Source organism: Agromyces sp. GQ35, assembly GCF_059758475.1.
In genome coordinates this window covers 385,302-399,269 of record NZ_JCAXEO010000002.1, presented here as the reverse complement: position 1 = coordinate 399,269, position 13,968 = coordinate 385,302, and the positions used below count along the sequence as shown (strand labels likewise).

At 69.2% G+C, this 13,968-nt stretch carries 10 protein-coding genes; all 10 read left to right on the top strand.

What is annotated here, in order from left to right; genetic code table 11:
* The first annotated feature begins 16 nt into the window (after positions 1-16).
* The 10 genes from AC6CH0_RS13845 to pyk all read left to right on the top strand — a co-directional run bounded on the left by AC6CH0_RS13845 (position 17) and on the right by pyk (position 13,957).
* Positions 17-1,540: an anthranilate synthase component I gene (locus tag AC6CH0_RS13845; protein WP_498101822.1), complete on the top strand. Its 1,524-nt coding sequence runs from the start codon at positions 17-19 to the stop codon at positions 1,538-1,540.
* Positions 1,537-2,250, top strand: coding sequence for a Trp biosynthesis-associated membrane protein (locus tag AC6CH0_RS13840; protein ID WP_498101820.1), 714 nt, complete (start codon positions 1,537-1,539; stop codon positions 2,248-2,250). The genes AC6CH0_RS13845 and AC6CH0_RS13840 overlap by 4 nt, the downstream gene beginning before the upstream one ends.
* Positions 2,251-2,284: 34 nt before the next feature.
* On the top strand, positions 2,285-2,515 hold the full coding sequence (locus AC6CH0_RS13835; RefSeq protein ID WP_498101818.1) for a DUF6704 family protein: 231 nt from the start codon (positions 2,285-2,287) through the stop codon (positions 2,513-2,515).
* Positions 2,515-3,288 carry an indole-3-glycerol phosphate synthase TrpC gene (trpC, locus tag AC6CH0_RS13830; RefSeq protein WP_498101816.1) on the top strand — a complete coding sequence of 258 codons (774 nt, stop codon included), beginning with the start codon at positions 2,515-2,517 and terminating at the stop codon, positions 3,286-3,288. The genes AC6CH0_RS13835 and trpC overlap by 1 nt, the downstream gene beginning before the upstream one ends.
* 1 nt (position 3,289) lies before the next feature.
* Positions 3,290-4,498 (top strand): tryptophan synthase subunit beta, encoded by a 1,209-nt coding sequence (gene trpB, locus AC6CH0_RS13825; RefSeq protein WP_498101814.1) that lies wholly within the window; start codon positions 3,290-3,292, stop codon positions 4,496-4,498.
* The gene (trpA, locus tag AC6CH0_RS13820; protein WP_498101812.1) at positions 4,495-5,280 is read left to right on the top strand and encodes a tryptophan synthase subunit alpha; all 786 of its coding nucleotides are present in this window, start codon (positions 4,495-4,497) and stop codon (positions 5,278-5,280) included. Before trpB ends, trpA begins: the two co-directional genes overlap by 4 nt.
* A gap of 57 nt (positions 5,281-5,337) precedes the next feature.
* A complete protein-coding gene (gene lgt / locus AC6CH0_RS13815) occupies positions 5,338-6,327 on the top strand; it encodes a prolipoprotein diacylglyceryl transferase (RefSeq protein ID WP_498101810.1) in 990 nt (329 codons plus the stop codon).
* Positions 6,328-6,424: 97 nt separating this feature from the next.
* Positions 6,425-11,017: a glutamate synthase large subunit gene (gltB, locus tag AC6CH0_RS13810; RefSeq protein WP_498101808.1), complete on the top strand. Its 4,593-nt coding sequence runs from the start codon at positions 6,425-6,427 to the stop codon at positions 11,015-11,017.
* Positions 11,010-12,467: a glutamate synthase subunit beta gene (locus tag AC6CH0_RS13805; protein WP_498101806.1), complete on the top strand. Its 1,458-nt coding sequence runs from the start codon at positions 11,010-11,012 to the stop codon at positions 12,465-12,467. Before gltB ends, AC6CH0_RS13805 begins: the two co-directional genes overlap by 8 nt.
* Before the next feature lie 74 nt (positions 12,468-12,541).
* Positions 12,542-13,957, top strand: a complete 1,416-nt coding sequence (pyk, locus tag AC6CH0_RS13800) for a pyruvate kinase (protein WP_498101804.1) — start codon at positions 12,542-12,544, stop codon at positions 13,955-13,957.
* Positions 13,958-13,968 lie beyond the last annotated feature (11 nt).

Here is a 13,968-nt window from a genome sequence, read left to right as displayed (position 1 = left end):
CGACGAGGAGCACACGTTGGCCGACGCCACGACCACCTTCGAGGAGTTCACCGCCCTGCTCGCCGGGCGCCGGGTCGTGCCCGTCGTGCGTGAACTCTTCGCCGACGGCGAGACTCCGGTCGGCATCTACCGCAAGCTCGCCGGAGGCCCGGGCACGTTCCTGCTCGAATCCGCCGAGCAGGGCGGCATCTGGTCGCGGTACTCCTTCGTCGGCGTCTCCTCGTACGGAGTTCTCACCGAGCGCGACGGCGGCGTCGTGTGGCAGGACTACGGCCTGAGCGCGGAGCGGGCGCTCGGCGATGCCGTGGGGCTCGCGCCGCTGGCGGCCCTCGAAGCCCTGTTCGAGCGGTGGCGCACCGAAGACGTGCCAGGGGCACCGCCGCTGACCGGCGGTCTCGTGGGCTTCATCGGGTGGGAGGCGATCCGTCAGATCGAGCACCTGCCGAACCGTCCACCGTCGGAGTTCCCGATGCCCGGCCAGGCGTTCGCCTTCGTCTCCGAGCTCATCGTCATCGACCACCGCACCGGCACCGTGCAGCTCATCGCGTCGGTGCTGAACGACGGCGGTGACGCGGCCGAAGCACTGTGGAGCGAGGCGCAGACACGCCTCGATCGACTGCAGCGCGGTCTCGCGCAGCCGGCCGAGACGTGGCTCGCCGAGATCGACCTGACCCGTGCTGCCGACCCGGTGCACCGCACCGAGAAGGCCGACTTCCTGGCGGCCGTCGACCGCTCGAAGGAGTACATCCGCGACGGCGACATCTTCCAGGTCGTCATCTCGCAGCGCTTCGAACAGGAGGCGACTGCGCACCCGATCGACGTGTACCGCGTGCTTCGCAGCCTCAACCCGAGCCCGTACATGTACCTCCTGCACTTGGAGGACACGTCGGGGGAGCCGTACTGGATCGTCGGCTCGTCGCCCGAAGCGCTCGTCAAGGTGCAGCAGGGCCGCGTGTTCACCCACCCCATCGCCGGTTCGAAGCCACGCGGCGCCACGCCAGAGGGTGACGCCGACCTCGAGTCCGAGCTGCTCGCCGATCCCAAGGAGCAGGCCGAGCACCTCATGCTCGTCGACCTCGCGCGCAACGACCTCGCGAAGGTCTGCGAGGCGGGCACCGTCGAGGTGACCGAGTTCATGCGCGTCGAGCGGTTCAGCCACATCATGCACCTCGTCTCCTCGGTCGAGGGCGACCTCGTGCCGGGCGCCAACGCGATCGATGTCTTCCGCGCGACGTTCCCCGCGGGCACGCTCTCGGGAGCGCCGAAGCCGCGCGCACTCGAGATCATCGACGAGCTGGAGCCGGCGCAGCGAGGTGTGTACGGCGGTGTCGTCGGCTACTTCGGGTTCGGCGGCGACGCCGATCTCGCGATCGCGATCCGCACCGCGACCATCTCGGGTGGCGTGGCCAGGGTGCAGGCGGGGGGCGGTCTCGTCGCGGACTCCGATCCCGAGTCCGAGTACCAGGAGTCGCGCAACAAGGCTGCAGCACCGTTGCGCGCCGTCGCGGTCGCGAACGCCATGCGGCGGGTGGAGTCATGACGCCCGCTCGCATGAAGCTGCCGTCGATCCTCGCCGCGATCGTCGGCGCCGGGCTCGTGCTGCTCTCGTGGAGCCAGACCTGGTTCGAGCTCGTGGTGGAGGCGAGCACCCCCGTCGGTGCCGGCGAGCCGATCGCCGTGGCGGGTGGCGTCGCGTCACCCGCGCTCGCGGCGCTCGGCCTCGCGGGGCTCGCCGTGGCTCCCGCGCTCGGCATCGCCGGCCCCGGCATCCGATTCGTGCTCGGCCTCCTCGGCGTCCTCGTCGGCGGGTGCGTGCTGCTCGCCGCCGGCCTGTCGCTCGCCGATCCGATCGGCTCCGTGTCACCCGCCGTCACCGACGCCACGGGAGTCGCCGGCGCCGTGCCGACCGCCGAGCTCGTGGCATCCGTCACCGCGACGCCATGGCCATGGGTCGCCGTCCTCGGCGGCGTCGTGCTCGTGCTCGCGTCGCTGGCCGTGCTCGTGACCGGCCGCCACTGGCCCGTCTCGTCGCGCCGCTACAGCGGTTCACGTCTCGCCGACGAAGGTGCCGCCGCCGAGGTCGAGCGACCGGCATCCGACCGTGCCATCGACGACTGGGACGGCCTCAGCCGCGGCGACGATCCCACCGAGCCAGGCCTCGACGGAACCGCCGACTCCGACCACGGCTCCTCGACGGGCGAGGTCGACGACCCGACCGGCGACGAGAGCCCCAGCGGTGCAAGCCGCTAGACTGACCGACGAAAACCCCGCACGAAGGAGCATCATGAGCATTGAGACCGCAGATCCCGGCCACGGACACTCGCCCGCGGCATGGACCGCCGTCACGATCATGCTCGTCGCGGTCACGATCGGCACCGTCGCCTTCTTCTTCGACCTGCAGTGGCTCGTCTGGGCGTCGGCGGGGCTCCTCGTCATCGGCCTCCTCGTCGGCTGGGCGCTCGGACGCGCCGGCTACGGCGTCGGCGGCTCGAAGGTCACCGAAAAGGCGCACTAGTGCTCGCCGAGTTGACGGCGAATGCAGTCGCCGATGCTCAGGCGCGCCGCGAGAGCGCACCGTTCGCCGACGTCGAGGCGGCAGCGCTCGCGCGACCCGCGGCACTCGACGCGCTCGTTGCGCTTCGGCCGGCCTCGCACGTCAAGGTCATCGCCGAGATCAAGCGGTCGAGCCCGTCGCGGGGCGCGCTCGCGTCGATCACTGATCCCGCCGCCCTCGCCCGCCGATACGAACTGGGCGGAGCGAGCGCGATCAGCGTGCTCACCGAGGGGCGAAAGTTCGGCGGTTCGCTCGCCGACCTCGAGGCCGTGCGACAGGCCGTGGCACTGCCGGTGCTCCGCAAGGACTTCATCGCGACTGCGTACCAGGTCTTCGAAGCGCGCGCGGCAGGTGCCGACCTCGTGCTGCTGATCGTCGCGGCGCTCGACGACGCCACGCTCCGCGAGCTCTACGACCTCATCGTGCAGCTGGGTATGACGCCGCTCATCGAGACCCACTCGGCTGAGGAGCTCGAGCGGGCGGCGGCGCTCGGCGCACGACTCATCGGCGTGAACGCCCGCGACCTCTCGACCTTCGAACTCGACCGCGACCTGTTCGGCCGCTTGGCGCCCCGATTCCCCGATGGCGCGATCCGCGTCGCGGAGTCGGCGGTGCTGTCGGCGGCGGACGTCGCGCACTACCGCTCATCGGGCGCCGACGTCGTGCTCGTCGGCGAGGCGCTCGTCACGGGCGGCGACCCGATAGCCAACCTCTCAGCTTTCCTGGCGGTGTGACATGGCGCTCAGAGCGCAGACCGGTCCGTACTTCGGCGACTTCGGCGGGCGTTTCGTGCCCGAGTCCCTCGTCGCCGCCCTCGATGAACTCGGCGAGGCCTACGACCTCGCGAAGCTCGACCCGGCGTTCGGCGCCGAGCTCGCCGAGCTCGGCCGCAGCTACACCGGGCGACCCTCGATCATCACCGAGGTGCCGCGCTTCGGCGCGCACGCCGGTGGCGCCAGGGTCATCCTGAAGCGTGAAGACCTGAACCACACGGGCTCGCACAAGATCAACAACGTGCTCGGCCAGGCGCTCCTCACGAAGCGCATCGGCAAGTCGCGGGTGATCGCCGAGACGGGCGCCGGCCAGCACGGCGTCGCGACGGCGACCGCTGCCGCACTCTTCGGGCTCGACTGCGTCATCTACATGGGCGAGGTCGACACCGAGCGGCAGGCCCTGAACGTCGCACGCATGCGGCTGCTCGGCGCAGAGGTCATCGCGGTGACCGCAGGTTCGCGCACGCTGAAAGACGCGATCAACGAGGCGATGCGCGACTGGGTCACCAACGTCGAGTCGACGAACTACATCTTCGGCACCGTCGCCGGACCGCACCCGTTCCCCGAGATGGTGCGCGACTTCCAGAAGATCATCGGCGAAGAGGCGCGCCAGCAGGTCATCGACCTCACGGGTGGGCTGCCGACGGCGGTCGCGGCGTGCGTCGGCGGTGGCTCCAACGCGATCGGCATCTTCCACGCCTTCCTCGACGACGTCGACGTCGCGCTCTACGGCTTCGAGGCGGGCGGCGACGGAGTCGAGACCGAGCGACACGCGGCGACCATCACCAAGGGTCGCCCCGGGGTGCTGCACGGCGCGCGCAGCTTCCTGCTGCAAGACGACGACGGGCAGACCATCGAGTCGCACTCGATCTCGGCCGGCCTCGACTACCCGGGTGTCGGCCCCGAGCACTCGTGGCTCGCCGCACTCGGCCGGGCGAACTACCGACCGGTCACCGACGCCGCGGCAATGGAGGCCCTGCGCCTGCTCACCCGCACCGAGGGCATCATTCCGGCGATCGAGTCCGCCCACGCCCTCGCCGGCACCATCGAGCTCGGTCGCGAGCTCGGGCCGGAGGCCACGATCCTCGTGAACCTCTCGGGTCGCGGCGACAAGGACATGGACACCGCCGCTCGCTACTTCGAGCTCTACGACCAGGAGAACGCCGAATGAACACGGCCGGTCCCGTCATCCGCCGTCGCAACGACGAGGCCGGGGGCGCGCTCATCGGCTACCTGCCGGTGGGCTTCCCGACGTTCGACGAGAGCGTCGAGGCGGCGGTGGCGATCGTCGAGCACGGCGTCGACATCATCGAACTCGGACTGCCGTACTCCGACCCCGTCATGGACGGCCCGGTCATCCAGGCGGCGACGCAGCAGGCGCTCGCGAACGGATTCCGGCTCGCCGACGGCTTCGAGGCACTTCGCCGCATCACCGCACGGGTGGATGCCCCGGTGCTGATCATGACCTACTGGAACCCCGTCGTGCAGTACGGCGTCGATCGCTTCGCCGACGACCTCGTCGCAGCCGGGGGAGCGGGTCTCATCACGCCCGACCTCATTCCCGACGAGGCGGCGGAGTGGATCGCGGCATCCGAGCGCACCGGTCTCGACCGGGTGTTCCTCGCGGCGCCGACCTCGAGCGATGTTCGCATCCAGCAGGCCATCGAAGCGAGCCGCGGGTTCGTCTACGCCGTCTCGACCATGGGCATCACCGGTGCCCGCAGCGACGTCGACCGTGCTGCTCGCAGGCTCGTCGACCGCTTGACCGCTGCCGGTGCGCTCGCGAGCTGCGTCGGCGTCGGCATCTCCACCGCAGCGCAGGTCGCAGAGGTACTCGAGTACGCCGAGGGCGCCATCGTCGGCTCGGCGCTCGTGAACGCGCTCGCGACCGGAGGCGTCGCCGCCGTCGGCGAGCTCGCCGCGGAGCTGGCGCGCGGCACCCGCGCGGAGTGAAGTACGCTCATTGAGGCCGTCAGCGGCCGACGCAACCGAGGAAAGGCATAAGCCGGCGTGATCGTACCGTTCAGCATTCCGAGCCCAGACCCCGCGTGGCGCACCCTCGAGATTCCGGTGCCGTGGGGTGTCCTGTCGATCCAGACCTACGCGCTCTGCATCCTCGTCGGCATCATCCTCGCCGTCATCATCACCTCGCGACGGCTCACGAAGCGTGGCGCCGAGCCCGGCATCGTGCTCGACATCGCGCTCTGGGCGGTGCCGCTCGGCATCATCGGCGCCCGGTTCTACCACGTCTTCACGCACCCGCTCGACTACTTCGCCGGCCAGGAGTGGTGGAAGGTCTTCGCGATCTGGGAAGGCGGCAACGCCATCTACGGCGCGCTCATCGGCGGTGCCGTCGGTGTGCTGATCGGCTGCAAGTTCACCGGCATCCGCTTCTGGTCGTTCGCCGACGCACTCGCTCCCGGCCTGCTCGTCGCGCAAGCGGTCGGCCGGCTCGGCAACTGGTTCAACCACGAGCTCTTCGGCTCGCCGACCGACCTGCCCTGGGGTCTCGAGATCGAGTACGACAACGTCGCGTGGCCGCAGGGCCTTGCGGAAGGCACGCTCTTCCACCCGACGTTCCTCTACGAGCTCCTCTGGAACCTCGCAGGCGCTGCCGTCATCATCCTGCTCGAGCGCAAGGTCAACCTGCGCTGGGGCAAGGCGTTCGGCATCTACCTCATCTGGTACGGCGCCGGCCGCTCGTTCTTCGAGTCGATCCGCGTCGACCCGAGCGAGATGTTCCTCGGCATCCGGGTCAACGTCTGGGCGTCGTTCGCGGCCATCGTGCTCGGCATCGTGCTGATCCTCGTGCAACGCCGTCGGCACACCGGCGACGAGCCGAGTCCGTACGTGGCGGGGCGTGAATGGAGTGCTCCCGATGCTGAGGTAGACTCCGAAGACACCGAGTCCGACTCCGACTCTCTCGACGATGGTGTCGAGGGCGAGAGCGAACCGGGCGTGACGGCGGCCACAAGCCCCAGCCGAACCCCCTCACCGTAGGCACGCCCCACCAACGCGTTCTCCGAAGCGACGCCGCACCACGCGCCGCGACATTCCCTTGATGGGCCGACGACGTCCCCCGCTGCACACTTAGTTGATGAGGACGGTTCACGTGTCGCTCACCCCACCCTTCTCGAGGTTCGGTACCGTTCCGGCTGCCCAGGGCATGTACGACCCTGCCGCCGAGAAAGATGCCTGCGGCCTCGCGATGGTCGCGACCCTGCGCGGCACTGCCGGGCACGACATCATCACCGCGGCGCTCGACGCCCTGCGCAACCTCGAGCACCGTGGAGCGGTCGGCTCCGACGCCGGCACCGGCGACGGCGCCGGCATCGTCACGCAGGTGCCCGACGAGTTCCTCCGCGCGGTGACGACGTTCCCGCTCCCGGCCGCCGGGTCGTACGCGGTCGGCAACGCCTTCCTGCCCGTCGACCCCACGGCGCGCAGTCGGGTCAAGCAGGGCCTGGTCGGGCTCGCGGCATCCGAAGGCCTCTCGGTCATCGGATGGCGCGAGGTGCCGGTGCGACCCGAAGAACTCGGCACGCTGGCGCGCGCGGCGATGCCGGTCGTGCAGCAGCTGTTCGTGCAGGCCGTCGCGAAGTCGTCGAACGGTGCAACGGTGTCGGGCATCGAGCTCGACCGCCTCACGTTCCGTTTGCGCAAGCGCGCCGAACGCGAGCTCGAGTTGTACTTCGCGTCGCTCTCGAGCCGCACGGTCGTCTACAAGGGCATGGTCACGACGCTGCAGCTCGAGCCGTTCTACCCCGATCTCTCCGATGAGCGCTTCGCGTCGAAGCTCGCACTCGTGCACTCGCGGTACTCGACGAACACCTTCCCGTCGTGGCCTCTCGCGCAGCCGTTCCGGATGATCGCCCACAATGGCGAGATCAACACGATCCAGGGCAACCGCAACTGGATGCGTGCGCGCCAGTCGCAGCTCGAGTCCGAGCTGCTCGGCGACCTCGCCCCGATCCTGCCCATCGTCACGCCAGGCGCGAGCGACTCCGCCTCGTTCGACGAGGTCGTCGAGCTGCTGACGCTCGCCGGCCGCAGCCTGCCGCACGCCGTCATGATGATGGTGCCCGAGGCGTGGGAGAACCAGACCGAGATCGACGCCGAGCGTCGCGCGTTCTACGAGTACCACTCGATGCTCATGGAACCGTGGGACGGCCCGGCTGCGATCGTGTTCACCGACGGCACGCTCGTCGGCGCGACACTCGATCGCAACGGACTCCGCCCGGGCCGGTACGTCGTGACCGACGACGGACTCGTCGTGCTCGCGAGCGAGATCGGCGTGCTCGACATCGAGCAGAGCCGCATCGTGCGCAAGGGGAGGCTGCAGCCGGGGCGCATGTTCCTCGTCGACACCGAGGCCGGCCGCCTGATCGAAGACGACGAGATCAAGGCCGAGCTGGCCGCCGCCGAACCGTGGGGCGACTGGCTCGAGCAGGGACGCATCCAGCTCGCCGACCTGCCCGAGCGGGAGCACATCGTGCACCCGCCGGCATCCGTCAATCGGCGCCAGCGCACTTTCGGCTACACCGAGGAAGAGGTGAAGATCCTGCTCGCGCCGATGGCGCGCACCGGACAGGAACCGCTCGGCGCGATGGGCTCGGACACGCCGATCGCCGTGCTCTCCGAGCGCCCGCGCCTGCTCTTCGACTACTTCACCCAGCAGTTCGCCCAGGTGACGAACCCGCCGCTCGACTCGATCCGCGAAGCGGTCGTCACCTCGCTCGGCACCTCCCTCGGCCCCGAGCGCAACCTGCTCGACGCCGGCCCTGAGCACGCGCGCCAGGTGTCGCTCACGTTCCCCGTGATCGACAACGACGAACTCGCGAAGATCGTGCACATCGACCCGACCCCCGGAGGTCGTACGACGGTCACCGTGCGCGGCCTCTACCGCTTCGACGACGGCGCCGACGCCATGCGCAACCGCCTCACGGCGATCTGCGCAGAGGTCGACGAGGCGATCGAGGCCGGCGCGGCGTTCATCGTCCTGAGCGATCGCGATTCCAACAAAGACCTGGCGCCGATCCCGTCGCTCCTGATGCTCTCCGCCGTGCACCACCACCTCATCCGCTCGCAGAATCGTATGAAGGTCGGTCTCGTCGTCGAGGCCGGCGATGTGCGTGAAGTGCATCACGTCGCCCTGCTCATCGGCTACGGGGCATCCGCGGTGAATCCCTACCTCGCGATGGAGACGTGCGAAGACCTCGTGCGCTCCGGCGTCATCACGGGCGTCACGCCCGAAGCTGCCGTGCGCAACGTCATCAAGGCGCTCGGCAAGGGCGTGCTGAAGATCATGTCGAAGATGGGCATCTCGACCATCTCGTCCTATGCCGGCGCGCAGGCGTTCGAGGCGATCGGCCTCGATCAGGAGTTCATCGCCGAGTTCTTCACCGGCACGACGTCGAAGCTCGGTGGTGTCGGCATCGATGCGATCGCGGCCGAGAACCTCGAGCGACACACCCAGGCGTACCCGCAGGATGTCGCGGTCCGCGCCCACGAGCGCCTGACGACCGGCGGCGAGTACCAGTGGCGTCGCGACGGTTCGCCCCACCTCTTCAACCCCGAGACGGTGTTCCGACTGCAGCACTCCACACGGAACCGGCGCTACGACGTGTTCCGCGAATACACCTCGCTGGTCGACTCGCAGGCCGAAGAGCTGATGACGCTGCGCGGCATGTTCGCGCTGCGTACAGGTACCCGCCCGGCCGTGCCGATCGACGAGGTGGAGTCCGTCGAGGCCATCGTCAAGCGCTTCTCGACCGGTGCGATGAGCTACGGCTCCATCTCGAAAGAGGCGCACGAATCGCTCGCGATCGCCATGAACCGGCTGGGCGCGAAGTCCAACACCGGCGAGGGCGGCGAAGACCTCGACCGTCTGCTCGACCCCGAGCGCCGCAGCGCGATCAAGCAGGTCGCCTCGGGCCGATTCGGGGTGACGAGCATGTACCTCACTCACGCCGACGACATCCAGATCAAGCTCGCGCAGGGGGCCAAGCCCGGCGAAGGCGGCCAGCTGCCGCCCACGAAGGTGTACCCGTGGGTCGCGCGCACCAGGCACGCGACCGCCGGTGTCGGCCTCATCTCGCCGCCGCCGCACCACGACATCTACTCGATCGAAGACCTCAAACAGCTGATCTTCGATCTGAAGCGCGCGAACCCGAAGGCTCGCGTGCACGTGAAGCTCGTGAGCCAGTCGGGCATCGGCGCCGTCGCGGCGGGAACCGCCAAGGCCCTCGCCGATGTCATCCTCGTCTCCGGGCACGACGGCGGCACCGGGGCGAGCCCGCTCAACTCGCTCAAGCACGCCGGCACACCGTGGGAGCTCGGCCTCGCCGAGACGCAGCAGACGCTCATGCTCAACGGCATGCGCGACCGAGTCGTCGTGCAGGTCGACGGGCAGCTGAAGACCGGGCGCGACGTCGTGATCGGCGCGCTCCTCGGTGCCGAGGAGTTCGGCTTCGCCACGGCGCCGCTCGTGGTGCAGGGCTGCGTCATGATGCGGGTCTGCCACCTCGACACCTGCCCCGTCGGCGTCGCCACCCAGAACCCCGAACTCCGCAAGCGCTTCACGGGCAAGCCCGAGTTCGTGGTCAACTTCTTCGAGTTCATCGCCCAAGAGGTGCGCGAGTACCTGGCCGAACTCGGCTATCGCTCGATCGACGAGATCATCGGCCGACGCGAACTGCTCGACGTCGACCGCGCGATCGGCCACTGGAAGGCCTCAGGTCTCGACTTGTCGCCTGTGCTCGTCGGGCCCGACTTCTCCGAATCCGAGTCGCGCCGGAACGTGCGCGGGCAGGACCACGAGCTCGACCAGCACTTCGACAACGAGCTCATCCGTCGCAGCAGACTCGTGCTCGAGCAGGGAGGCAGCATCGAGATCGAGCTGCCGATCCGCAACACCGAGCGCGCCGTCGGCACGATGCTCGGACACGAGGTCACGGTGCGTCGCGGCGAGCACGGCTTGCCGGCCGGCTCGATCGACGTCACCCTGACCGGCTCGGCCGGCCAGTCGTTCGGCGCGTTCCTGCCTGCCGGCATCACGTTGCGACTCGAAGGCGACTCGAACGACTACGTCGGCAAGGGCCTCTCGGGCGGGCAGATCGTGGTGCGGCCGTCGCGCGACAGCGGCTTCGTCGCCGAACGCAACGTGATCGCCGGAAACGTGATCGGCTACGGCGCCACGCAGGGCAGCATGTTCATCCGCGGCATCGTCGGCGAGCGGTTCCTCGTGCGCAATTCGGGTGCGACCGCGGTCGTCGAGGGCGTGGGCGACCACGCGCTCGAATACATGACCGGCGGCCTCGCGCTGATCCTCGGCGAGACCGGGCGCAACCTCGGCGCCGGCATGTCGGGCGGTACCGCCTACGTGCTGGGCCTGCACGAGGGGCAGGTCAACCGCGAGTCGCTCGCCAGCGGCGAGCTCGAACTCTCTCCGCTCGGCAGCGCCGACCGGGAGATCGTTCGCGACCTGCTCGAGCAGCATGTCGCCAACACCGACTCCGCGGTCGCGGCAGCACTCCTCGCTGCCGGGGATGTCGCGTTCGACCGATTCACCAAGGTGCTGCCGCGCGACTACGCCGCAGTGCTCCGCACCCGCCAGAGCGCGGTCGACGAGGGGCTCGACCCCGACGGTGACGTCGTCTGGACTCGAATCTTGGAAGTGACCAATGGCTGACCCGAAAGGCTTTCTGAAGGTCACCGAGCGCGAGCTGCCCAAGCGGCGGCCGGTTCCGGTGCGCATCATGGACTTCAAAGAGGTCTACGAGCAGGGCGACCCTGCACAGCTCCGCCGGCAGGCCGGTCGGTGCATGGACTGCGGCATCCCGTTCTGCCACCAGGGCTGCCCGCTCGGCAACCTCATTCCCGAATGGAACGACCTGATGTACCGGGGCGAGGGGCGTGCAGCGGCCGAGCGCCTGCATGCCACGAACAACTTCCCCGAGTTCACCGGCCGGCTCTGCCCGGCCCCGTGCGAGTCATCGTGCGTGCTCGGCATCAACCAGCCCGCCGTGACCATCAAGCAGGTCGAGGTCTCGATCATCGACGAGGCCTTCGGCAACGGTTGGGTGCAGCCGCAGCCGCCCGGGCGGCTCACCGGCAAGACGGTCGCCGTCGTCGGCTCAGGCCCGGCCGGGCTCGCAGCGGCCCAGCAGCTGACGCGTGCCGGTCACACGGTCGCCGTCTTCGAGCGTGACGACCGCATCGGCGGCCTGCTTCGCTACGGCATCCCCGATTTCAAGATGGAGAAGAAGCACCTCGACCAGCGCCTTGCGCAGATGACGGCCGAGGGCACCCGGTTCCGCGCCGGAGTCAACATCGGCGTCGACATCACGTGGTCGCAGCTCCGCGAGCGCTACGACGCCGTCGTGGTCGCCACGGGGGCGATCGTGCCGCGCGACCTTCCCGTCCCCGGGCGCGACCTTCCGGGCGTGCACTTCGCCATGGACTACCTGACGCAGTCGAACCGCCACCTGGCCGGTGACCAGGTCTTCGACCAGATCACAGCCGAGGGCAAGCACGTCGTCGTCCTCGGCGGTGGCGACACCGGTGCCGACTGCATCGGCACCGCCCACCGGCAGGGCGCCCTGTCGGTGACCAACCTCGCGATCGGCAAGGAGCCGAGCGCGAGCCGACCGGAACACCAGCCCTGGCCGCTGCACCCGACGGTGTTCGAGGTGCAGAGCGCGCACGAAGAGGGCGGCAACCGCCAGTTCCTCGCCTCGACGGTCGAGTTCCTCTCCAACGAGGTCGGCGAGGTGCGCGCGATCCGCGTTGCCGAGACCGAGTACCTCGACGGTCGTCGCGTGCCCAAGGCCGGCACGGAACGTGAGATCCCTGCTGATCTCGTGCTTCTCGCGCTCGGCTTCACCGGGCCCGAGACGGCTTCCCTCGATGAGCAGCTGCAGCTGCAGGTCAGCGATCGCGGCAATCTCGTTCGCGAGGCCGACTACGCGACAGCCCAGCCCGGCGTCTTCGTCGCGGGCGACGCCGGCCGCGGCCAATCGCTCATCGTCTGGGCGATCGCCGAGGGGAGGGCTGCGGCATCCGCCGTCGACCGCTACCTTGAAGGCGAGACCTTGCTGCCCGCTCCGATCCCCTCGACGGCGCAGGCGTTCTCCATCTGACCATCAACGTGCCGATCGGCACGCCCCGACCACACGCAAGCGCTGACGCGCGGAATACCAGGAGCACACACCACATGAGACGAGCGAAGATCGTCGCCACCCTCGGGCCGGCGACATCGAGCTATGAGCAGATCCGGGCGATCATCGATGCGGGCGTCGACGTCGCACGGATGAACCTCAGCCACGGCAGCTACGACGTGCACGAGGGCGTCTACCAGAACGTGCGCAAGGCGGCGAACGACTCCGGTCGCGCGATCGCCGTGCTCGTCGACCTCCAGGGGCCGAAGATCCGCCTCGGCAAGTTCGCCGACGGACCCCACGAGCTCGCCGAGGGCGACATCTTCAAGATCACGACCGAAGACGTCATCGGTACGAAGGAGCTCGTCAGCACGACGTTCAAGGGCCTGCCCGGCGACGTGAAGCCCGGCGACTTCCTGCTCATCGATGACGGCAAGGTGCGAGTCGAAGTCGTCGAGACCGACGGCGTGGTCGTCACCACCAAGGTGATCGTCGCCGGCCCCGTGTCGAACAACAAGGGCATCAACCTGCCCGGCGTGGCGGTGAACGTGCCGGCCCTCTCAGGGAAGGACGAAGCCGACCTCCGCTGGGGACTCGAGCTCGGCGCCGACCTCATCGCCCTCTCGTTCGTGCGCAACGCCTCCGACATCACGCGGGTGCACGAGATCATGGACGAGGTGGGCCGCCGAGTGCCCGTGGTCGCGAAGATCGAGAAGCCCCAGGCGGTCGACGCACTCGAGGAGATCACCGAGGCGTTCGACGCGATCATGGTGGCGCGTGGCGACCTCGGCGTCGAATTGCCGCTCGAGGCGGTGCCGATCGTGCAGAAGCGTGCGGTCGAGATCGCCCGTCGTCTGGCCAAGCCCGTCATCGTGGCGACGCAGATGCTCGAGTCGATGATCCACAGCCCGGTGCCGACCCGCGCTGAGACGTCGGATGTCGCGAACGCCGTGCTCGATGGTGCCGACGCCGTCATGCTCTCGGGCGAGACGAGCGTGGGGGAGTACCCCGTCGTCACGGTGCAGACGATGGCGCGAATCGTCGAGTCCACCGAGCAGCACGGACTCGATCGCATCGCGCCGCTCGGCACGAAGCCGCGCACACAGGCCGGTGCCATCACGGCCGCGGCGGTCGAGGTGGCCGACTTCGTCGAGGCGAAGTACCTGTGCGTGTTCACCGAGTCCGGGGAATCCGTTCGCCGCATGACCCGGCTGCGTTCGAAGATCCCCATCCTCGCCTTCACGCCCGACCCTGCGATCCGCCGTCGCATGGCGCTCAACTGGGGCGTCGAGTCCTACGTCGTCGCCCGGGTGACGCACACCGACCAGATGGTCGGGCAGGTCGACGAGGTGCTCGGCTCGACCGGCAAGGCCGTCAAGGGCGAGAAGGTCGTCATCATCTCGGGTTCCCCTCCCGGAATCCCGGGCACCACGAACGACGTGCGCGTGCACGTCGTCGGCGAGGTGCTCTAGCAGTCTTCACG

Bases quoted from the DNA above. Each gene is read 5' to 3' on its own strand.
- AC6CH0_RS13840 (WP_498101820.1), top strand. From the start codon at position 1,537: ATGACGCCCGCTCGCATGAAGCTGCCGTCGATCCTCGCCGCGATCGTC.
- trpB (WP_498101814.1), top strand. From the start codon at position 3,290: ATGGCGCTCAGAGCGCAGACCGGTCCGTACTTCGGCGACTTCGGCGGG.
- gltB (WP_498101808.1), top strand. From the start codon at position 6,425: ATGAGGACGGTTCACGTGTCGCTCACCCCACCCTTCTCGAGGTTCGGT.
- AC6CH0_RS13835 (WP_498101818.1), top strand. From the start codon at position 2,285: ATGAGCATTGAGACCGCAGATCCCGGCCACGGACACTCGCCCGCGGCA.
- trpA (WP_498101812.1), top strand. From the start codon at position 4,495: ATGAACACGGCCGGTCCCGTCATCCGCCGTCGCAACGACGAGGCCGGG.
- pyk (WP_498101804.1), top strand. From the start codon at position 12,542: ATGAGACGAGCGAAGATCGTCGCCACCCTCGGGCCGGCGACATCGAGC.
- AC6CH0_RS13805 (WP_498101806.1), top strand. From the start codon at position 11,010: ATGGCTGACCCGAAAGGCTTTCTGAAGGTCACCGAGCGCGAGCTGCCC.